Origin of the sequence: Collinsella sp. AF38-3AC (genome assembly GCF_003474365.1) — a bacterium.
Lineage (GTDB): Bacteria > Actinomycetota > Coriobacteriia > Coriobacteriales > Coriobacteriaceae > Collinsella.
In genome coordinates, this window is sequence record NZ_QROM01000001.1 from 30,195 (window position 1) to 49,217 (window position 19,023).

Annotated in this window: 16 protein-coding genes; 10 read left to right on the top strand and 6 right to left on the bottom strand. The window is 60.7% G+C overall.

What is annotated here, in order from left to right:
• Positions 1 to 21 precede the first annotated feature (21 nt).
• A complete protein-coding gene (larD, locus tag DW029_RS00110) occupies positions 22 to 753 on the top strand; it encodes a D/L-lactic acid transporter LarD (RefSeq protein WP_117793994.1) in 732 nt (243 codons plus the stop codon).
• A 307-nt stretch (positions 754 to 1,060) separates the two neighbouring features.
• Here larD and DW029_RS00115 read toward each other — a convergent pair whose 3' ends face one another.
• The 4 genes from DW029_RS00115 to serB form a co-directional block, all read right to left on the bottom strand.
• Complete coding sequence (locus DW029_RS00115; protein ID WP_117793993.1) at positions 1,061 to 1,600, bottom strand: TetR/AcrR family transcriptional regulator; 540 nt, start codon at positions 1,598 to 1,600, stop codon at positions 1,061 to 1,063.
• Positions 1,601 to 1,602: 2 nt separating this feature from the next.
• Positions 1,603 to 2,514, bottom strand: coding sequence for a LarC family nickel insertion protein (locus DW029_RS00120; protein WP_117734676.1), 912 nt, complete (start codon positions 2,512 to 2,514; stop codon positions 1,603 to 1,605).
• A 10-nt stretch (positions 2,515 to 2,524) separates the two neighbouring features.
• Positions 2,525 to 3,307 (bottom strand): nickel pincer cofactor biosynthesis protein LarB, encoded by a 783-nt coding sequence (gene larB, locus DW029_RS00125; RefSeq protein ID WP_117734675.1) that lies wholly within the window; start codon positions 3,305 to 3,307, stop codon positions 2,525 to 2,527.
• Between the two features lie 116 nt (positions 3,308 to 3,423).
• Entirely contained in the window at positions 3,424 to 4,059 is a 636-nt protein-coding gene (gene serB / locus DW029_RS00130) for a phosphoserine phosphatase SerB (RefSeq protein WP_117763591.1), read from the bottom strand.
• A gap of 256 nt (positions 4,060 to 4,315) precedes the next feature.
• Here serB and aspS point away from each other — a divergent pair, with 256 nt between their 5' ends.
• From aspS to DW029_RS00160, 6 genes are all read left to right on the top strand, one after another.
• Positions 4,316 to 6,103, top strand: a complete 1,788-nt coding sequence (gene aspS / locus DW029_RS00135) for an aspartate--tRNA ligase (protein WP_118344960.1) — start codon at positions 4,316 to 4,318, stop codon at positions 6,101 to 6,103.
• Between the two features lie 367 nt (positions 6,104 to 6,470).
• On the top strand, positions 6,471 to 6,719 hold the full coding sequence (locus DW029_RS00140) for an HPr family phosphocarrier protein (RefSeq protein WP_035136856.1): 249 nt from the start codon (positions 6,471 to 6,473) through the stop codon (positions 6,717 to 6,719).
• 213 nt (positions 6,720 to 6,932) lie between these two features.
• The gene (locus DW029_RS00145; protein WP_040358815.1) at positions 6,933 to 7,175 is read left to right on the top strand and encodes a FeoA family protein; all 243 of its coding nucleotides are present in this window, start codon (positions 6,933 to 6,935) and stop codon (positions 7,173 to 7,175) included.
• A gap of 39 nt (positions 7,176 to 7,214) precedes the next feature.
• Positions 7,215 to 7,436 carry a FeoA family protein gene (locus DW029_RS00150; protein ID WP_006234774.1) on the top strand — a complete coding sequence of 74 codons (222 nt, stop codon included), beginning with the start codon at positions 7,215 to 7,217 and terminating at the stop codon, positions 7,434 to 7,436.
• A 123-nt stretch (positions 7,437 to 7,559) separates the two neighbouring features.
• Positions 7,560 to 9,890 carry a ferrous iron transporter B gene (locus DW029_RS00155; protein ID WP_118344961.1) on the top strand — a complete coding sequence of 777 codons (2,331 nt, stop codon included), beginning with the start codon at positions 7,560 to 7,562 and terminating at the stop codon, positions 9,888 to 9,890.
• A 205-nt stretch (positions 9,891 to 10,095) separates the two neighbouring features.
• Positions 10,096 to 10,296, top strand: a complete 201-nt coding sequence (locus DW029_RS00160) for a hypothetical protein (protein ID WP_117637971.1) — start codon at positions 10,096 to 10,098, stop codon at positions 10,294 to 10,296.
• Between the two features lie 298 nt (positions 10,297 to 10,594).
• Here the strand turns inward: DW029_RS00160 and DW029_RS00165 are convergent, their stop codons facing one another.
• Positions 10,595 to 11,299 carry a response regulator gene (locus DW029_RS00165; protein WP_117583373.1) on the bottom strand — a complete coding sequence of 235 codons (705 nt, stop codon included), beginning with the start codon at positions 11,297 to 11,299 and terminating at the stop codon, positions 10,595 to 10,597.
• A complete protein-coding gene (locus DW029_RS00170) occupies positions 11,292 to 14,027 on the bottom strand; it encodes a sensor histidine kinase KdpD (RefSeq protein WP_117734670.1) in 2,736 nt (911 codons plus the stop codon). The genes DW029_RS00165 and DW029_RS00170 overlap by 8 nt, the downstream gene beginning before the upstream one ends.
• Before the next feature lie 333 nt (positions 14,028 to 14,360).
• On the opposite strand from DW029_RS00170, the gene kdpA reads away from it, so the two are divergent.
• From kdpA to kdpC, 3 genes are read left to right on the top strand one after another with little or no spacing between them, the layout of a single operon-like run.
• Complete coding sequence (gene kdpA, locus DW029_RS00175) at positions 14,361 to 16,184, top strand: potassium-transporting ATPase subunit KdpA (RefSeq protein ID WP_118344962.1); 1,824 nt, start codon at positions 14,361 to 14,363, stop codon at positions 16,182 to 16,184.
• A 15-nt stretch (positions 16,185 to 16,199) separates the two neighbouring features.
• The gene (gene kdpB, locus DW029_RS00180) at positions 16,200 to 18,260 is read left to right on the top strand and encodes a potassium-transporting ATPase subunit KdpB (RefSeq protein ID WP_118344963.1); all 2,061 of its coding nucleotides are present in this window, start codon (positions 16,200 to 16,202) and stop codon (positions 18,258 to 18,260) included.
• A 12-nt stretch (positions 18,261 to 18,272) separates the two neighbouring features.
• Positions 18,273 to 18,863: a potassium-transporting ATPase subunit KdpC gene (kdpC, locus tag DW029_RS00185; protein WP_117763597.1), complete on the top strand. Its 591-nt coding sequence runs from the start codon at positions 18,273 to 18,275 to the stop codon at positions 18,861 to 18,863.
• Positions 18,864 to 19,023 lie beyond the last annotated feature (160 nt).

The window sequence follows — 19,023 nt, forward strand, 5'->3', positions numbered from 1 at the left end:
CAATAAGAAAGATAAGGTTTTATGCTTACCAAACTCCTCTGCGAATTCGGCGCGACGGCCCTCATGATCGTCTTTGGCGTGGGCGTGCACTGCGATACCGTGCTCAAAGGCACCAAGTATCAGGGCTCTGGCCATATGTTTGCCATCACCACTTGGTCTTTTGGCATCTCGGTCTGCCTGTTTGTCTTTGGCGGCGCCGTGTGCATGAACCCCGCTATGGTGCTTGCCCAGTGCATCGTCGGTCTGGTGCCGTGGGGCAACTGCATCCCCTTCATGCTTGCCGATATGCTCGGCGGCTTTGTGGGTGCTGTGATCACTTGGTTTATGTATGCCGATGAGTTCAAGGCTTCCGAGGGTGTCGTCGATCCCATTGCCCAGCGCAACATCTTCTCGACCAACCCCACCACCGAGGGTACGAACTATGCCCGCAACTTCTTCTGTGAGGCCATCTGCACCTTTGTGTTCATCAGCGCCATCCTTGCTGCCGCTAGCCGCGCTGGTGAGAACGTTCTGATGCTCGCTATCTGCGTCGGCCTGATCGTTTGGGCCGTTGGCATGGGCATGGGCGGCATCACCGGCTTCGCCATGAACCAGGCACGCGACCTTGGTCCCCGCCTTGCTTATCAGGTGCTGCCGATTAAGAACAAGGCCGACAACAACTGGAAGTATGGCCTGCTTGTTCCTGGCATTGCGCCGTTTTTCGGTGCTGTTGTGGCCGCGCTGTTTGTGCATGGCTTCTTGGGTATGTTCTAGTCGAAGGCAATTGATATAACGTCCGGGTCCGGCATAGGTTAACTTTCCGCCGCGTCCTCGGACATGCAAGAAGCTCCCGCTGCGCACTTCGTGCGGCGGGAGCTTCTTGCGTCCTGCGGAATGCGGCGGAAAGTTAACCTATGCCGGACCCTGCGGGAATCCAGTTGGATTGGAACAAGCAACCCAACATATATATCTGAATTTGGATGTTAGGGGCGCTTTGTTTTTTGGGTGCTCTTACAAGAAAGCGTAACTTGGGGATGGGGTGGGCGCTTTGTTGGGATGGCGCTTTGGGGTGGCGTCTTACTTAGCTGAAGAGGGGCTGTATGGCTGAGAGGTAGTCTTTGGCTACGTCGGCTTTGTTGGATTGGAAGTTGTGCCAGGCCCACCATTGGACCATTCCTACGAAGCTTGAGGCTATGTGATGGAGGAGGAAGCTGCGGTCCATGGTGCCGGCTGGGCCTGTGGGATCGATGGGGACGGTTTCGGCCGCGAGCGACATGATGGTCTTGCGGAGGCTGTCGGCGAAGACGCGTGAGCCGGCGCCGGCTACAAGGGCCCTCACGCCCTGACGGCGTTCCCACAGGTTGCTAAGGATATGCTCGACCTGCACGAATGGGTCGTCGAGCGGTGTGCCATCGTCGTCGAGGGCGTGGGTACAGATGTCGCTCACGAGCTCGGACAGTAGGTCGTCTTTGCTCTTAAAGAGGCCGTAGAATGTCGCGCGGCCTACGTGAGCGCGCGCGATGATGTCGCCGACAGTGATCTTGCCGTAATCTTCCTCGCACAGGAGCTCGGAGAACGCCGCGACGATCGCGGCACGGCTTTTGGCCTTGCGGGCATCCATGGCTATGCGTCTGCGTGAACGAGCAGGCAGCGAAGCGTACCGGAGCAACCCTCGTAGGGGCGCTTACCGGCGCCGTAGCCGACGGCCTCGATGCGGTAGCGGGCCGGCAGGTGCTCGGACGTGCGCAGTGCGGCGACGATGGCGGCGCCCGTGGGCGTCACGAGCTCGCCGGCGACCGGTGCGGGCGTGAGGGCGATATTGCCTGCTTGGCATAGGTTGACGACGGCGGGCACCGGGATGGGCATAAGGCCGTGGGCGCAGTGGATGGTACCGTGACCCTCGGAGAGCGACTCAACCACGATGTCTTCAATGCTCAGGTCGTCGAGGCAGATGGCGACCGAGCAGACATCGACGATGGAGTCGACGGCGCCCACCTCGTGGAACATGACGGTCTCGGGCGTTTTGCCGTGTGCCTTGGCCTCGGCGGCAGCCAGCGCGGTAAAGATGGCGAGAGCGCGGCGCTTGGCACCGCCACTCAGCTGCGAGCCGTCGATGATGGCGGTGACGTCTGTCAAAGAACGGTGGTGATGGTGGTGGGCGTGATGGTGGCCCTCGTGGCCATGACCGTGAGCCTCATGGCCATGCTCGTGGCAGTGTTCGTGCTCGTGCTCGTCATGGTCATGATGGTGGTGCTCATGCATATGCTCGACAGCTGCTTCGTTGCCGTAGAGCCAGGCCATATCGTGATCGTGGTTCTCGAGCTCCTCTGCAAGCTGGACGTCGAAATCGCAGGCGTCGATGCCATGCTTGTTTACGCGCGTCACGGCGATCGTAAAGCCGTCGACCGGCAGCGTGGCGAGCTGTTCGCGCAGGTGCTCCTCGCTGGCGCCCAGGTCGAGCAGAGCCGCGACGGTCATATCGCCGCTGATGCCCGAGGTTCCGTCGATGATAAGCGTGTGCTGGTGGTTGGACATGGAATGCTCCTTAGCGGGCGCAGGGCGTGCCGGCGCTCAGATGATTGATAAGACTTGCCTGATAGGCGGCGCCAAAGCCGTTGTCGATATTGACGACCGAGACGCCGCTGGCGCAGGAGTTGAGCATGGCGAGCAGCGCGGCCACGCCACCAAAGTTCGCGCCGTAGCCCACGCTGGTGGGAACGGCGATGACCGGGCAACTCACCAGGCCGCCGATGACGCTTGCCAGGGCGCCTTCCATGCCGGCGATGGCGATGACCACCTGCGCCTGGGCAAGTTCCTCAGCATGAGCGAGCAGGCGGTGCAAGCCGGCGACACCTACGTCGTAGAGGCGATCGACTTCATTGCCGTAGAACTCGGCCGTCAGTGCCGCCTCTTCGGCGACGGGCAGGTCGCTCGTACCGGCGCAGGCGACGACGATGCGTCCGTTGCCGGTGGGGGAGGGCTTGCCGCCTACGAGGGCGAGCTGTGCGTCCGGGACATATCCCAGGTCGATGCCGTTGCCGAGAAATTCCGAGGTACGGGCGGCCTTTTTGGCGTCCAAGCGCGTGACCAGGATGCGCTCCTGGCCTGCATCGCGCAGCGCTTCGATAATGGCGGCAATCTGCCCGGCGGTTTTACCGGCGCCGTAGATAACCTCGCCGGCTCCCTGGCGTACCCCGCGTGAAAGATCGAGCTGCGCAAAACCCAGATCGGCGGTCGGAGCCGTCTGGATGCGCGTGAGGGCGTCGGCAGGGGTGACTGCCCCGCCGGCAACATCGCTCAGCAATTGCTCAAGATCTCGCTTATCCATATATATGTTCCCTTCGACGGCGCAAAGTCTAGCACTCAAAGGGTATATTTCCGAACACTAAGATAAAATTGTTCGGAAACTATAGGACAGACTGATTCAATTGTTAGACGAATCGGCTAGTCACGCAGGATGATGTCCATGGCGAGCATCAGGTTGCGCTCGTCGATGGCAAACGGGGCGGCCTCGCGCGTCTTGGGCTTGGCGCAAAACGCGATGCCCGTGCCCGCGGCCTGAATCATGGGGATGTCGTTGGCGCCGTCGCCAATAGCGACCGTGTGGGCCATATCGACGCCGCACTCAACTGCCCAATCCAGCATCTGGATAAGCTTGGACTCCTTGGTCACGATGTCTGCCGCCAGTCTTCCGGTGAGCTTGCCGTCTACGACCTCCAGACGGTTGGCCAGGCAAAAGTCGATGCCCGCGGCAGCCACGATCTTATCGGCAACCTCGTGGAAACCGCCGCTTACCACGCCGACCTTCCAGCCCTTGCTGTGCGCCGAGCGCACAAGCTCCAACGCGCCGGGGGTAAACGTCACACGCTCAAAGGTGCGCTCGAACACGCTCTCGTCCAGGCCCGCAAGCAGCCCCACGCGCTCCTCGAGCGCTTGCTTAAAGTCGAGCTCGCCGCGCATGGCGCGCTCGGTAATTTGCGCTACCTGCTCGCCCACGCCTGCCTCCTCACCCAAAAGATCGATGACCTCCTGGTTGATGAGGGTGGAGTCGATATCCATAACGATGAGGCGTGCAGACATGTTGGGCCTTTCCGGGTGCAGTTGTATTGGGGCACATTGTCGCACGCGGCGCGCCTCGGCGACAGTCGCGGTGCGCCAATTGTTTCGTCTCCGTCAAGTCTTTGGGCAGGAGCTACTTTTTCGCGGCACATCGACGCGGGTGCGATAAGATAGAACGCCATGTCCGGCTGCGCGGTTTACGCAGGCCGGGCGAATCTGTACGACGCCGCCCGGAACGACACGGGGCGGCACAGATCCATAAAGGAGGATCACTGGTATGAGCCAGACCCGTCCCATCGACGAGCATTCCATGCACACCCGTACCTGCGGCGAGCTTCGCCGCGAGAACGTGGGCGAAGAGGTCACCCTCACCGGTTGGGTGAGCCGTCGCCGCGACCACGGTGGCCTTATTTTCTGCGACCTTCGCGACCGTGAGGGCATTACGCAACTCACCTTCGACCCTGAGCATTCTGACGGCGATGCCTTTAAGATCGCCGAGACCATGCGTCCCGAGTGGCCCATCAAGATTCACGGCGTCGTGCGCGCCCGTGGCGACGAGACCACCAACACCAAGCTCGCCACCGGCGAGATCGAGGTCCTGACCGACCATGCCGAGGTGCTCAATACGTCCGTCACCCCGCCGTTCCAGATCGAGGATGGCATCGAGACCAGCGAGGACACCCGTCTGCGCTATCGCTATCTGGACCTCCGTCGTCCCGAGATGATGGCCAACCTCAAGCTGCGCTCCGACTTCACCTTTGCCATTCGCGAGGCACTGCACAACCGTGAGTTCATGGAGGTTGAGACGCCCTCCCTGTTTAAGTCCACGCCCGAGGGCGCCCGCGACTTCATCGTTCCCAGCCGCATCCAGCCGGGCAACTTCTACGCTCTGCCGCAGTCCCCGCAGCTTCTGAAGCAGCTGCTCATGGTCGGCGGCGTCGAGCGCTACTACCAGGTTGCCAAGTGCTTCCGCGACGAGGACCTGCGCGCCGACCGTCAGCCCGAGTTCACCCAGGTCGATATCGAGATGTCTTTCGTGGACCAGAACGATGTCATGAGCGCGCTCGAAGAGGTCCTGTCCGATGCCTTCGGCCGCATGGGTGTCGAGATGCCCACGCCGCTGCGCCGCATGGATTACTGGGAGGCCATGGACACCTATGGCTCCGACAAGCCCGATACCCGCTATGGCATGCACCTGGTCGACCTGACCGACATCTTTGCCAACTCCAAGTTCAAGGTCTTTGCGACCGCCGCAAACGAGGAGGGTTTCGTCGTCAAGGCCATCAACGCCAAGGGCGCCGGTGCCTGGGCCCGCGCCAAGATCGATAAACTCGCCGGCGTGGCCTCCACGTTTGGCGCCAAGGGCTTGGCCTGGATCGCCTTCCGCGAGGACGGTTCCATCAACAGCCCCATCGTCAAGTTCTTCTCGGACGAGGAGATGGCGGCTCTGCGCGAGCGCATGGACGTCGAGCCCGGCGACCTCGTGATGTTCGCCGCCGGCCCGCGCCTGCTTTCCGACGAGATCCTGGGCGGCATGCGCTCCCACATGGCCAACGCGCTCGAGATCAAGCGCGAGGGTCACGACTTCCTGTGGATCGTCAACTTCCCGCTGTTCCACTGGGACGAGGACCGCAAGGCCTATGCAGCCGAGCATCAGCCCTTTACCCTGCCGACCGAGACCGACATCGCCAAGATTGAGGCCGATCCGCTGGCAGCCGGCTCCTGCACCTACGACTTTGTCATGGACGGCTTTGAGGCCGGTGGCGGCGGTATGCGTATCCACAACGCCGAGATGCAGATGTCCATGCTCAAGCTCCTGGGCTTTACCGAGGAGCGTGCCGAGTCGCAGTTTGGCTTCCTCATGGAGGCGCTCAAGTTTGGTGCGCCCCCGATGGGCGGCTTCGCCCTGGGCCTGGACCGCGTGTGCATGCTGCTCACCGGCTCCGACTCCATTCGCGACGTCATGGCGTTCCCCAAGACGGCCAGTGGCTCCGATCTCATGTCGGGCGCCCCGAGTGCCGTTTCCGGCGCCCAGCTCAAGGACGTCAGCCTGCGCCTGATGTAGGCGAGCGGCTACATATTGCCCGTAACGAGGGGAGGACGCGTGCCTTTCCTCGCTTTTTATGCGCCGATGCTGCGGTGGCCCGGGATGACCGGGCGCCGCGGAAACTGCGACCCGGAATTTGCGTCCAAGGTGGGATGAGCTTTCCGCTTGAGGCACTCTGCGGAAACTGCGACCCGGAATTTGCGTCCAGAACGGGTTGCAGTTTCCCAAACAGGGCCCCTTGGGAAGCCGCAACCCAGAATCCAGCCAAATAATGGGACGCAGTTTCCGGTCGAGCTTTTGGCGAGTCGCAACAACTATCTAACGCTACAATAACTACCACGTGTCTGGGTTTGCCAGCCGAATGAGCGATACCGCGGGAGGGGACATGGTCGAGTTTACAAAGACGATTAAAGATCCGTTGGGACTGCATGCCCGCCCGGTCGCGCTACTCTACGACATTATCGCCAAGCATCGTAGCGACGTGTCGGTCAGCATCGGCGACCGCCATACCGATGGCCGTGACGTGATGGGCCTCATGGCGCTTTACGGCGAATGTGGCGAGGACATCGTCTTTCGCGTTTCGGGCGTAGACGAGGCCTCGTGCGTCACGTCGATCAGAAACCTCTCGCTCTAAACGCAACAAGGGACTGCGGACAGTCCCTTTGTCACATCTCTAGGAGGCGCTCTTTGCGGTGCCTCTTTTGTTTCGTATAGGAAACTTTTTCGAAAACTGAATAGAGACCCTTTCAAAAAAGTTAACCACATGTTAGTTTACTAAAGCGAACATAGACGTGGTTAACTTTTACCGCGTCGATGTTGAGGACGAACCGACGTTAGGAGCTCACTCATGTCTTGCGGACCGCAGATGCCGGCCATGCCGCTTTCGATGGTAAAGGCGGGCGAAACCGTGCGCGTGTCTCGGGTAAAGGGCAATGAGGACATGAAGCACCACCTCAAGGACCTTGGCTTTGTCGAGGGCAGCGAGATTCACGTGGTGAGCTCGAGTGGTGCCAATATCATCGTCACCGTGCTGGGCGCACGTTTTGGCATCGATTCCAAGGTTGCCATGCACATCATGACCGTCGGTTAGTCCGCAGCATTTCATTAAAACCGAAAGGGGGACAAGAGGATGAAGACGTTGGGTGACGTTAAGGTAGGCGAGAGCTCTACCATCGTCAAGCTTCACGGTGAGGGCGCGCTGCGCCGCCACCTTATGGACCTGGGGCTCATCAAGGGCACTTCGTTCAAGGTCGTAAAGGTTGCGCCGCTCGGTGATCCGGTCGAGATCAACGTGCGCGGCTACGAGCTTTCCATCCGCAAGGAGGAAGCGGCCGTCGTCGAGGTTCAGTAAGGGCTCGCGGCGTGTATTTCTGCATATAAAGTTAGGTTTTTCTAACTTAATGCAGCATCTTTGAAGCACATTATCCAACCTGCGCGGAGATGACAGCGCGGGCACACAAGGAAGAAGGATTGAATGGCGGATTCTCAGATCCATGTCGCGCTTGCGGGTAACCCCAACTGCGGCAAGACCACGCTTTTCAACCTGATCACCGGCGCCAACGGCTACGTTGGCAACTGGCCCGGCGTCACGGTTGAGAAAAAGGAAGCCAAGCTCCTAAGCGACAAGAACGTTACCATCACGGACCTCCCTGGCATCTACTCGCTTTCCCCCTACAGCCCCGAGGAGCAATGCTCGCGCGATTACCTCATGAGCGGCGAGCCCGATGTCGTCGTCCAGGTCGTCGACGCCACCAACCTCGAGCGCAACCTGTATCTGGCACTTCAGGTCATTGAGACCGGTCTGCCCGTGGTCGTCGCCCTCAACATGGCCGACTTGGTCGAGAAGAACGGCGATAAGATCGACACGGACAAGCTCTCCAAGAAGCTCGGTTGCCCGGTCGTGATGATCTCGGCCCTCAAGAACAAGGGCATCAAGGAACTGTTCGAGCAGGTCAAGAAGTCCGCTGCTTCCAAGGGCCAGGTGTCGGAGCACAAGTTCGATTCCTCCATCGAGGACGTTCTGGACCACATCGAGAATAACCTGCCTGCGAGCGTTTCCGCCAGCAAGCGTCGCTACTACGCCGTCAAGCTGTTCGAGCGCGATACGGATGCCTGCAAACTCATCAACCTCACCAAGGAGAAGGCGGCTCGTGTGGAGCAGCTGGTCGCCCAGTGCGAGCAGGATTGCGATGACGATGCCGAGTCCATCATCACCGGTGAGCGCTATGGTGTGATCGCGCACATCGTCGATGAGTGCCTCACCAAGGCTCCGGCCAAGATGAGCACTTCCGAGAAGATCGACCGTGTGGTTACCAACCGCATTCTGGGCCTGCCGATCTTCGTAGTCATTATGTTCTGCGTGTACTACATCGCCGTTTCCACCCTGGGCGGTACGGTGACCGACTTCACCAACGACCAGCTCTTTGGCACCGACGGTTGGTACGTGCTCGGTCAGGGCCGCGACGCCTACGATGCGGCCGTCGAGGCCGTGGGCGAGGACGCTGCCGATTCGATCGACCCGGCACAGTACGGCCCGTATGTTCCGGGTATTACCACCATGGTGCACGATGCCCTCGTGGCGGGCGGCACCGAGGACGGTGGCCTGGTCGATTCGCTGGTCTGCGACGGTATCGTCGGCGGCCTGGGCGCCATCTTCGGCTTCGTGCCGCAGATGTTCCTGCTCTTTGTGATGTTGTCCTTCCTGGAGGATTGCGGCTACATGGCCCGCGTCGCCTTCATCATGGACCGCGTGTTCCGCCGCTTTGGCCTGTCCGGTAAGTCCTTTATCCCCATGCTCGTGTCCTCGGGCTGCGGCGTCCCCGGCGTCATGGCCACCAAGACCATCGAGAACGAGAAGGACCGCCGCATGACGGTCATGACCACCACGTTCATTCCCTGTGGCGCCAAGCTGCCGATCATTGCCCTGCTCATGGGTTCCATCATCGGCGATTCTTCCACCACCGCCGCGTGGATCAGCCCGCTCTTCTACTTCCTGGGCGTCTTTGCCGTCATCGCTTCGGGCCTCATGCTCAAGAAGACCAAGCTCTTCGCCGGCCGCCCGACGCCGTTCGTTATGGAGCTCCCCGCTTACCACTTCCCGGCGATCCGCTCTTGGGCGCTGCACGTGTGGGAGCGCTGCTTCGCCTTTATCAAGAAGGCCGGCACGGTCATCTTTGCGTCCACCGTCGTCGTTTGGTTCCTCTCCAACTTTGGTAGCTACAACGGCGCCTTTGGCTACCTGCCTTCCATGGAGGGCATCCCCGAGGAGTTCATGGATTACTCCGTGCTTGCCATGTTCGGCAACCTGGTCGCTTGGATCTTCGCCCCGCTCGGCTTTAGCACCTGGCAGGCCACCGCACTGACCGTCTCTGGCCTCGTCGCCAAGGAGAACGTTGTCGCCACCGCCGGCTCGCTGCTGTCCGTTGCCGACGCCGGCGAGACCGACCCGAGCCTGTGGACCGCGTTTGCGGCTATGTTCCCGACCATGGGCGCTTGCGTCGCCTTTGGTGCCTTCAACCTGCTGTGCGCTCCGTGCTTTGCCGCTATCGGCACCATCCGTAACCAGATGAACTCCGGTAAGTGGACCGCGATTGCCATCGGCTACGAGTGTGCCTTTGCTTGGGTCATCGGCCTGTTCATCAACCAGTTCTATAACCTGCTTGTTCTTGGGCAGTTTGGTATCTGGACGGTTGTGGCCATCGTGCTGCTGGCTGCGATGCTCTTCCAGATCTTCCGTCCCATGCCCAAGCATGCATGGACCGACGAGGACGAGACCAACACCGCTTCTGCCACGGTTTCCGCCTAAGTCCGAATAAGGATTAGCCCCTTTTCACGAGCCCGGGTGTCCCAGCGACACTCGGGCTTTTTGGTGCAATGGGGGACAGATTGCTTTGCTCCAGAAGTTAAGATGTGACGTTTCCGCAGATAAAACCGACCAAAATAAACCTGTCCCTTTTTGGCAGGTGGAGAATGGGGTAAAGTAAGTGGTGGTTAACTAGAGGAGGCTTTCTATGGCACCTATCGATATTGTTGTGCTGGCCGTTATCGCCATTGCGTTTGTCGCCGTGTGCGTGCGCATTTATCGCAAGGGCACCTGCGCCGACTGCGCTCAAGGTGGCGTTTGCACGGGACATTGCTCCAACAAAAAGACCTGCGCCGCACTTAAGGGCGTAGACAAAATTGCCGAAGACTTGGGCCGCGGGATCAAATAAGGCCCGGACATCCAGGCATCCAGGCGCCTCGCGAGTATCCGTTCGCGGGGCGCTTTGCACATATGGGGGCGAGCGCGGTGAGTTAAAGAGTGATTTTGGGGTATCGCTAACTATGTGGTCAACGGTCCGCTCACCGTGGTCCATGCCGTAGCGGGCGCCAAGCTCGCCGTCGAAGGCATGACCAGCTACCTGGGCCTCTAACTCCATCCCGCCCATCAGTTGCGGTGGAATACGGACTGTTTTTGCTGTCAAAGGCCTTATCTACTCCGTATTCCACCGCAACTTTTTGTGGGGTGGGCTAGAGACGCTGCATGCGGTACCCGACACCCATGTGCGTCTGAATCATCTTGGGGTGAGAGGGGTCTGCCTCGATCTTCTTGCGCAGGGTGCGCATGAACACGCGCAGGCTCGCCAGATCGCTGTCCCAGCTCGTGCCCCATATCTCGCGGGTGATGAAGGTGTGGGTGAGCACCTTGTCGACGTTTTTCGCCAGAAGGACAAGCAATTTGTACTCGGTTGGGGTGAGCGAGAGCTCGCGTCCGTCTTTCGTCGCGTATCCCGCGGCGTAGTCGATATGCAGCGGACCGTTGTCGAACGTGCTCGCTTCTGTCGACTCGCTCGACGCCATCGAGGAGCGCCTCAAATTCGCACGGACGCGCGCGAGCAACTCATCCACAGAAAAGGGCTTGGTGAGGTAGTCGTCTGCCCCTGCGTCAAGTGCTGCAATCTTGTCGGAATCTTCGGTGCGCGCCGAAATGACGATAATGGGGACTGCCGACCAGCTTCGGATCTTCGTGATGACCTCGATACCGTCAATGTCGGGAAGGCCGAGGTCGAGCATGATGAGGCTGGGGCCGTGCGACACCGCATCCATGATGGCGGCCTGGCCGTTGCAAACTTTGCTCACGACGTAGCCGTGGAGGTCAAGTGCGGTCGAAACGAGGTTTTGAACGGTCAGGTCATCTTCGACCAGGAGGATGCGTGGCTTAGCGGCATTATTCATGAATCTCGATCTCCTCGGCGGGCAGGGTAAAACGGAAGACGGCCCCATGGGGGTGGTTGTCGCGAGCTTCGATGACGCCGCCATGCGCCTCCACGATGGAGCGGCAAAGCGACAGCCCAAGGCCGATGCTTCGACGCGAATCCACGGGCTGCGTATTGCTTGAGGTGAAGAAGCGCTCAAAGATATGAGGCTTGTCGCAGTCTGCCACACCCGGCCCATCGTCTGCGACGTCCACCACGACGAACGCGCCCTCGCGACGTGCGCTGATGGTGACAGTCGAGTCCTCGGGCGTGTATTTGAAGGCGTTCATGATGAGATTCGTAAGCACCTGCATGATGAGATGGACGTCGATGCGTACCAGCAGGATGTCGTCAGTGTGCTCGATGGTGACGGTACGTCCATGCGATGCTTGGGCGACATGGCTGAGGGCGGCCTCGATGACCTCGTCGATGAGCTCGGACGTGAAGTTGAGGCGAATGGTGCCGTCCTCGACGCGTGTGATGGCGAGGAGGTTCTCCACGGTATCGATAAGCCAGAGGGAGTCGTCGTAGATGGCATCGGCAAGATCGCAGCGTTGTTCGAGGCTGAGCTTCTCGTCGCTCTTCCGAAGGATTGCCGCAGATCCGGATATAGCCGTGAGGGGTGTCCTCAAATCGTGGCCGATGGAGCGCAAAAGGTTGGCGCGCAGCTGCTCGTTTTTCGCCAAGACCGCAGCTTCTTCGCGCTCTTGCGCTGCTCGGTCGCTTTCGAGCGCCAAGGCGCATTCACCTACGATAGATAGGACGATCGAATGCTCGAAGGCTTCGATCTCGCGCCCCTCCAGGGCGATGCCGATGACACCGAATACCTTGTCGCCGGTGCGAACCGCGAGGTAGAGACAGCGCGCCTCAGGCAGGGTCCGCGTGCTTGCGCCCGCGCGCTTGTTGTTGGTGTAGGTCCAGGTTGCAACGGCGCGCTCGTAGTCGGTGAGCAGCGACGCGGATCGGTTTTCGGTGCCAGCGGACTCATAGAGCGTCTTGCCGAGCGTGCCGTGTTCGGCGGTGTAGAAGACCACGTCGAGTTTTAGCAGTTTGATGAGTTGGTTCATGGCGACGCGGGCGCACTCCTCCGCGCTATGGGCTTGCTGCAAGAGCTGGTTCGTTTCGAGGAGTACGCGCGTTTTGAATGCGTTCTCGGCGGAGGTCCGGGCGTTGTCGGCGATGCGCGCAGTTAACTCGCCGGCGACCATAGCGGTAGCGAACATGATGCCGAACGTGACCAGATAGCTTCGGTCGTAGCTGGCGAGCGAAAACAGAGGCGTGACGAAGCAGAAGTTGTAAAGCACTACAGAGAGCACGCTCGATACGATCGTGCAGATGCGCCCCGTCGTGGTGACGGCGGTCAGCAGGGCCGTGAGGATATAGAGGGATATGATGCTGGAATCGGCAAAACCCAGATGGCGGAAAGCCGTGCCGATCGCCGTGGCGACAAGAGAGAGGGCCAGCGTGCGAAGCACGTCACGGCTGCTGGGCGGCTGCAGGGCGAGCGCACGGCGGCGTTCTTCGGGCCGGGAGGGCGGAGTCGACTGGTCTGGAATGATGTAAATGTCGAGGTTCGGGGCGAATGTTATGAGCTGTTCTACGAGAGATTTGCGGCCGAAGAGGGCCTGACGGACGCTGCTACGCTCGCCCGTGCGCCCCATGACGATCTTCGAAATACCCGACAGGCGCGCGAACTCGGAGATCTGAAACGCGATGTCGTCGCCATAGACGGTTTCCATATGTGCTCCGAGCTGTTCGGCCAGGGCGATATTGGCTGCAAGCTTGGCGCGCTCATTATCGCTCATGGCCTGCGCGCGCGGGCTCTCTACGAACAGGGCGACGAGCTCGCTGCGAAACGCTTTCGCCATGCGTGCGGCGGCACGGACGATGCGGGGATTGGTCGGCGCCGGGGAGACACAGACTAAGATACGCTCCCTGGTGTAGTAGTCACGGTTTCCCAGTACGCGTGCGGCGTCTGTGAGGTAGCCGGTGCGATCGGCGCAGCGGCGCAGCGCGATTTCTCGGAGTGCGGTGAGGTTCTCGACGGTAAAAAAATGCTGTTGCGCTCGGTCGGCTTGTGCGGGACGGTAGACGAGGCCGGCGCGAAGGCGCTCAAGTAGATCTTCGGGCTCTATGTCGACGAGCTCGACCTGGTCGGCATCATCGAAGATACGGTCGGGGATTCGTTCGCTCACGACAACGCCGGTGATGGATGCAACCATGTCGTTTAGGCTCTCGATATGCTGAACGTTCACGGTCGTATAGACGTCGATGCCCGCATGTAGAAGTTCCTCGACGTCTTGATAGCGTTTGTCGTGGCGAGACCCCGGTGCATCCGTATGGGCGAGCTCGTCGACAAGGATGAGCTGAGGGGCGCGTTCGATAGCCGCATCTAGGTCGAACTCGCTGAGCGCAATGCCGTTGTGCTCGATGAGTTTACAGGGCACGTTCTCAAGCCCTTGTGCAAGATGGGCAGTTGCCGGACGTTCGTGCGGCTCGATGTATCCCGCGACGACGTCGACACCTCGCCGCTTGGCGGCGTGGGCGGCTTGAAGCATCGCATAGGTTTTGCCTGCGCCAGCAGCGTAGCCAAAGAAAATCTTGAGGTGTCCCCGGCTGGTTCGAGCGTCATCGGCGACCTCGTCTTTCTCAATTGCCTTTAGGATGAGGTCTGGATTGACGCGAGTGTCCGATGCGTCGCGCTGCATAGCGTAGCCTTTCTGAAGCGTTGTCCATGCGTGCATACGCGGCGAGGGCGCCACTGTATGCTCGCGAGGTCGAGTATAGGCGCACTGCAGCCGCAATAGTGCTTTCTACCTGCATCTTTACGGCATCTTAAGGTCGTGAGCCCCAGCCCTCACGCCTCTTTAATCCCTAGAAGCGTTTACTGTCCCCAGACGCTTGCGAGAGCAGGCGTCCGAGACATCGGACCGCGCGTGAAAGGGGCGGTAATGGACATCCTCATTCCCATTATCGGAGTCGTCTGCATTGGACTCTTTATCTATGACATCTACATTCTGATGAGGAGTGATTCGTAAACTATGGACGCTGCGATTCAGTACATCTTGTACTTTGCCGTGCTCGTCGTCCTGGCCGTTCCGCTCGGTCGGTTCATGGCCCATATCATGGATGGCGAGCATACGTTCCTGTCGCCTGTGATTGCTCCTGTGGAGCGTGGCGTCTATCGTCTGCTTCGCATCGACGCGGCAGAGCAGATGGGGTGTAGGCGCTATCTGGCGAGCGTGCTGGTCTTTTCGGGGATCGGCCTCGTGGCCCTTGTGGCACTCCAGGCGCTTCAGCCCTTCTTGCCAGGCAATCCCCAGCACCTGCCGGGTGTGTCATGGGACCTGTCGTTCAATACGGCCGCTTCCTTCATAACCAACACCAATTGGCAATCCTATTCCGGTGAGACCACCCTGTCCTACCTTGTGCAGTTCATGGGCCTCACCGTGCAGAACTTCTTGTCCGCCGGCACCGGTATTGCGGTCATGTTCGCGCTGATCCGCGGCTTCCGTCAGGTCAAGGAGCAGGGTCTGGGTTCCTTCTGGGTCGACCTCACCCGCACCGTCCTGTATGTGCTCATCCCGCTGAACCTCGTGTTCGGCATCTGCCTGGCTGCCGGTGGCGTCATCTCCAACTTCCAGCCGGCTCAGAAGGCTGAGCTCGTAGAGCCCGTCGCTGTCCAGCCTAATGCAGACGGCGGCTGGAGCGTCATCGACGGCGCCCAGATCGAGGGCGATACGGTCAAGGTCGACGGCAAGGTTGTCGAGGGCGCGCGCGTGGTCACCGAGCAGTTCCTGCCCCAGGGTCCTGCGGCTCCTCAGGTCGCCATCAAGCAGTCCGGTACCAACGGCGGCGGCTTCTTCGGCGTGAACTCCGCCCATCCGTATGAGAACCCCAGTGCCTTCACCAACATCATCGAGATGACCAGCCTGCTGCTGATCCCGGCTGCCTGCTGCTTCACCTTCGGTATCGGCGTCAAGAACACCAAGCAGGGCAAGGCCATCTTTGCCGCCATGTTCATCCTGCTGGTGATCTTCACCGGCATCATCGCCGTCAACGAGCATGCGGGCACCCCGCAGCTGGCCGATGACGGAGCGGTCAATATCGAGATGGCCGACGGCCAGGCCGGCGGCAACATGGAGGGCAAGGAGAGCCGCTTCGGTATCGCCACCTCCTCCACGTGGTCGGCTTACACCACCGCCGCTTCCAACGGCTCGGTTAACTCCATGCACGATTCCTACACCCCGCTGGGCGGTTTTGTCCAGATGCTCCAGATGGCTCTGGGCGAGGTCGTCTTCGGCGGCGTGGGCTGCGGCCTGTACGGCATGATCGGCTTCGCCATCCTCACGGTGTTTATCGCCGGCCTTATGGTCGGCCGCACGCCCGAGTTCCTGGGCAAGAAGATCGAGCCGACCGAGATGCGCTGGGCGGTGGTTCTGTGTCTCGCCACTCCGTTCGCCATTCTGGTGAGCTCCGCTATCGCCTGCATGGTGCCCGGTCTTGTCGACCAACTCAACAACGGCGGGGCGCATGGCTTCTCCGAGGTGCTGTATGCCTTCACCTCATGCGGCGGCAACAACGGCTCGGCGTTTGCAGGCATGAACTGCAACACCCCGTGGATCAATGTGCTGCTGGGTATCGAGATGCTGTTCGCGCGGTTCCTGCCGATTGTGGGCACGCTCGCCATTGCGGGCTCGCTGGCCGGGAAGGGCAAGGTCGCCGAGAGCGCCGGCACGCTTTCCACCACCAATGCCATGTTCGTGTTTCTGCTGGTATTCGTCGTTCTGCTGATTGGCGCCCTGAGCTTCTTCCCGGCGTTGGCGCTTGGTCCCGTTGCCGAATTCTTCCAGATGGTTGCGTAAAGGAGTCGCAGATTTATGGCTATGCAAAAAGACATGATGAGCCGCGCGGTGCGCGATTCATTTGCCAAGCTTGACCCCCGTGTCCAGGTCCAAAACCCGGTTATGTTCCTGGTGTGGCTTTCGGCCGCCATGACCTCCATTCTGGCCATCGCCTCTATTTTTGGGGTACAGGACGCCGGCGTCCCCACGTACTATGTGATCGCCATTGCCGTCATTCTCTGGCTGACCGACCTCTTTTCAAATTTTGCCGAGGCACTTGCCGAGGGCCGCGGTAAGGCGCAGGCAGACTCCCTGCGCGCGGCGAAAAAGGACGTCGAGGCCCATCGCATCGAGTCCGTCGAGGATAAGGACCGCTTCACGGTCGTTCCCGGTACCGAGCTCTCACGCGGGGATCTGGTGGTCGTGCGCGCCGGCGAGCAGATTCCGGGAGACGGCGATGTCATCGAGGGTGCCGCCTCGGTTGATGAGTCGGCCATCACCGGCGAGTCTGCACCCGTGGTTCGCGAGGCTGGCGGCGACCGTTCTGCCGTCACTGGCGGCACTACCGTGCTTTCCGATTGGATTGTGGTGAAAATCACCAGCGAGCCTGGCCAGAGCTTCCTGGATAAGATGATCGCCATGGTCGAGGGCGCCGCCCGCAAGAAGACCCCCAACGAGGTCGCGCTCGAGATCTTTCTGGTTGCTCTGTCCGTCATCTTCATCCTCGTGACGCTCGCACTGTACTGCTACTCGAGTTTCTCTGCAGGGCTCAACGGTATGGCGAACCCCACCGCTGTGACCACGCTCGTTGCCTTGCTCGTCTGTCTGGCGCCCACCACCATTGGTGCGCTGCTGTCCGCCATCGGCATCGCCGGCATGAGCCGTCTGAACGAGGCCAACGTGCTGGCCATGTCCGGCCGCGCCATCGAGGCCGCCGGCGACGTCGACATCCTCATGCTCGACAAGACCGGCACCATCACCCTGGGTAACCGCCAAGCCGCCGAGTTCATCCCGGTCGACGGCGTCGATCCCACGGAGCTGGCCGATGCCGCTCAGCTTTCCTCGCTGGCCGACGAGACCCCCGAGGGTCGTTCCATCGTCGTGCTCGCCAAGGAGCAGTTCGGTCTGCGCGGCCGCACGCTCGAGGATAAGGGTATGGAGTTCATCCCGTTCACCGCGGCAACGCGTATGTCCGGCGTGAACTACGAGGGCAATGAGATCCGCAAGGGCGCTGCCGATTCCGTGCGCACCTATGTGGAGGCAGCCGGCGGCGTGTTCTCCCAGGAGTGCGACGAGGCCGTCGAACGCATCGCCAAGGCCGGCGGCACCCCGCTGGTCGTGACCAAGAACTGCCGCGTGCTGGGCGTTGTGTACCTCAAGGACATCATCAAGTCCGGCGTTAAGGAGAAGTTCGCCGACCTGCGCCGCATGGGCATCAAGACCATCATGGTGACGGGCGACAACCCGCTCACCGCCGCGGCAATCGCCGCCGAGGCCGGCGTTGACGACTTCCTGGCCGAGGCCACCCCCGAGGGCAAGCTCGAGAGGATCCGCGCGTTCCAGCGCGAGGGCCACCTGGTCGCTATGACCGGCGATGGCACCAACGATGCACCGGCGCTCGCCCAGGCGGACGTCGCCGTGGCCATGAACACGGGCACCCAGGCTGCCAAGGAGGCCGGCAACATGGTCGACCTCGACTCCAGCCCCACCAAGCTCATCGATATCGTGCGTATTGGCAAGCAGCTGCTCATGACCCGCGGTTCGCTCACGACCTTCTCGGTCGCCAACGACGTCGCCAAGTATTTCGCTATCATCCCGGCCCTGTTCTCGCCGATCTACCCCGGGTTGGACGCCCTCAACATCCTGGGGCTCACCAGCCCGTTGTCTGCCGTGCTGTCCGCCATTATCTACAACGCGTTGGTCATCGTCGCGCTGATTCCTGCCGCCCTGAAAGGCGTGAAGTACCGCGAGCTTTCGTCCGGCCAGCTGCTGACCCACAACCTGCTGGTGTGGGGTCTGGGCGGTATCGTGGCGCCGTTCGTATTCATCAAAATTATCGACATACTGCTGGCCTTGTTCGGCATTGGCATGATGTAGACGGAGGTTTGTATGTTCAAAGGTATCGCATCGCGCGCACTTGGCGTGTTCGCGCTGTTTACCATCGTCTGCGGCCTGGGATACACGCTCGTGGTGACCGGCGTCGCGCAGCTTGCGTTTCCGTACCAGGCGAACGGATCGCTCATTACGGTCGACGGCAAGGTTGTGGGTTCCGAGCTCATCGGCCAGAACTTCGATGACGAAGCCCACATGTGGGGTCGTATCCAGAACGTATCAATTGTCGAAGGCGAAGACGGCGAGCTCATGGCGTATGGTGCCCCGTCCAACCTGTCCCCGGCGAGTGAGGAGTATCGGCAGCTGATAGATGCGCGCGTGAAGAAGATCCGCGCCGCCAACCCCGATGCCGATATGGACGCTGTGCCCGTCGATCTGGTGACGTGTTCGGGGTCCGGCCTCGACCCGGAGATCTCTCCGGATGCCGCCGAGTACCAGGTTCCGCGCCTTGCCAAGGCCACGGGCAAAAGTGAGGACGAGGTGCGCGACATCATCGCCGCGTGCACCAAGGGCCGTTTCCTCGGCATGTTCGGCGAGCCCACGGTCAACGTGCTCAAGGTGAATCTTATGCTGGACGGCGCGCTGTAGGTGAGGGGGTGGCGGATGAGGGCATGACTGACTATCTGAGCCCTCAATTCCACCCCGCCCATCAGTTGCGGTGGAATACGGACTGTTTTTGCTGCCAAAGGCCTTATCTACTCCGTATTCCACCGCAACTTTTTTGTGAGGGTCGGGATTGAAGGTGAGG

Bases quoted from the DNA above. Each gene is read 5' to 3' on its own strand.
- kdpA (WP_118344962.1), top strand. From the start codon at position 14,361: ATGGACGCTGCGATTCAGTACATCTTGTACTTTGCCGTGCTCGTCGTC.
- larD (WP_117793994.1), top strand. From the start codon at position 22: ATGCTTACCAAACTCCTCTGCGAATTCGGCGCGACGGCCCTCATGATC.
- DW029_RS00160 (WP_117637971.1), top strand. From the start codon at position 10,096: ATGGCACCTATCGATATTGTTGTGCTGGCCGTTATCGCCATTGCGTTT.
- DW029_RS00150 (WP_006234774.1), top strand. From the start codon at position 7,215: ATGAAGACGTTGGGTGACGTTAAGGTAGGCGAGAGCTCTACCATCGTC.
- serB (WP_117763591.1), bottom strand. From the start codon at position 4,059: ATGTCTGCACGCCTCATCGTTATGGATATCGACTCCACCCTCATCAAC.
- DW029_RS00120 (WP_117734676.1), bottom strand. From the start codon at position 2,514: ATGTCCAACCACCAGCACACGCTTATCATCGACGGAACCTCGGGCATC.
- aspS (WP_118344960.1), top strand. From the start codon at position 4,316: ATGAGCCAGACCCGTCCCATCGACGAGCATTCCATGCACACCCGTACC.
- larB (WP_117734675.1), bottom strand. From the start codon at position 3,307: ATGGATAAGCGAGATCTTGAGCAATTGCTGAGCGATGTTGCCGGCGGG.
- DW029_RS00170 (WP_117734670.1), bottom strand. From the start codon at position 14,027: ATGCAGCGCGACGCATCGGACACTCGCGTCAATCCAGACCTCATCCTA.
- DW029_RS00155 (WP_118344961.1), top strand. From the start codon at position 7,560: ATGGCGGATTCTCAGATCCATGTCGCGCTTGCGGGTAACCCCAACTGC.
- DW029_RS00140 (WP_035136856.1), top strand. From the start codon at position 6,471: ATGGTCGAGTTTACAAAGACGATTAAAGATCCGTTGGGACTGCATGCC.
- DW029_RS00165 (WP_117583373.1), bottom strand. From the start codon at position 11,299: ATGAATAATGCCGCTAAGCCACGCATCCTCCTGGTCGAAGATGACCTG.
- DW029_RS00145 (WP_040358815.1), top strand. From the start codon at position 6,933: ATGTCTTGCGGACCGCAGATGCCGGCCATGCCGCTTTCGATGGTAAAG.
- kdpB (WP_118344963.1), top strand. From the start codon at position 16,200: ATGGCTATGCAAAAAGACATGATGAGCCGCGCGGTGCGCGATTCATTT.
- DW029_RS00115 (WP_117793993.1), bottom strand. From the start codon at position 1,600: ATGGATGCCCGCAAGGCCAAAAGCCGTGCCGCGATCGTCGCGGCGTTC.
- kdpC (WP_117763597.1), top strand. From the start codon at position 18,273: ATGTTCAAAGGTATCGCATCGCGCGCACTTGGCGTGTTCGCGCTGTTT.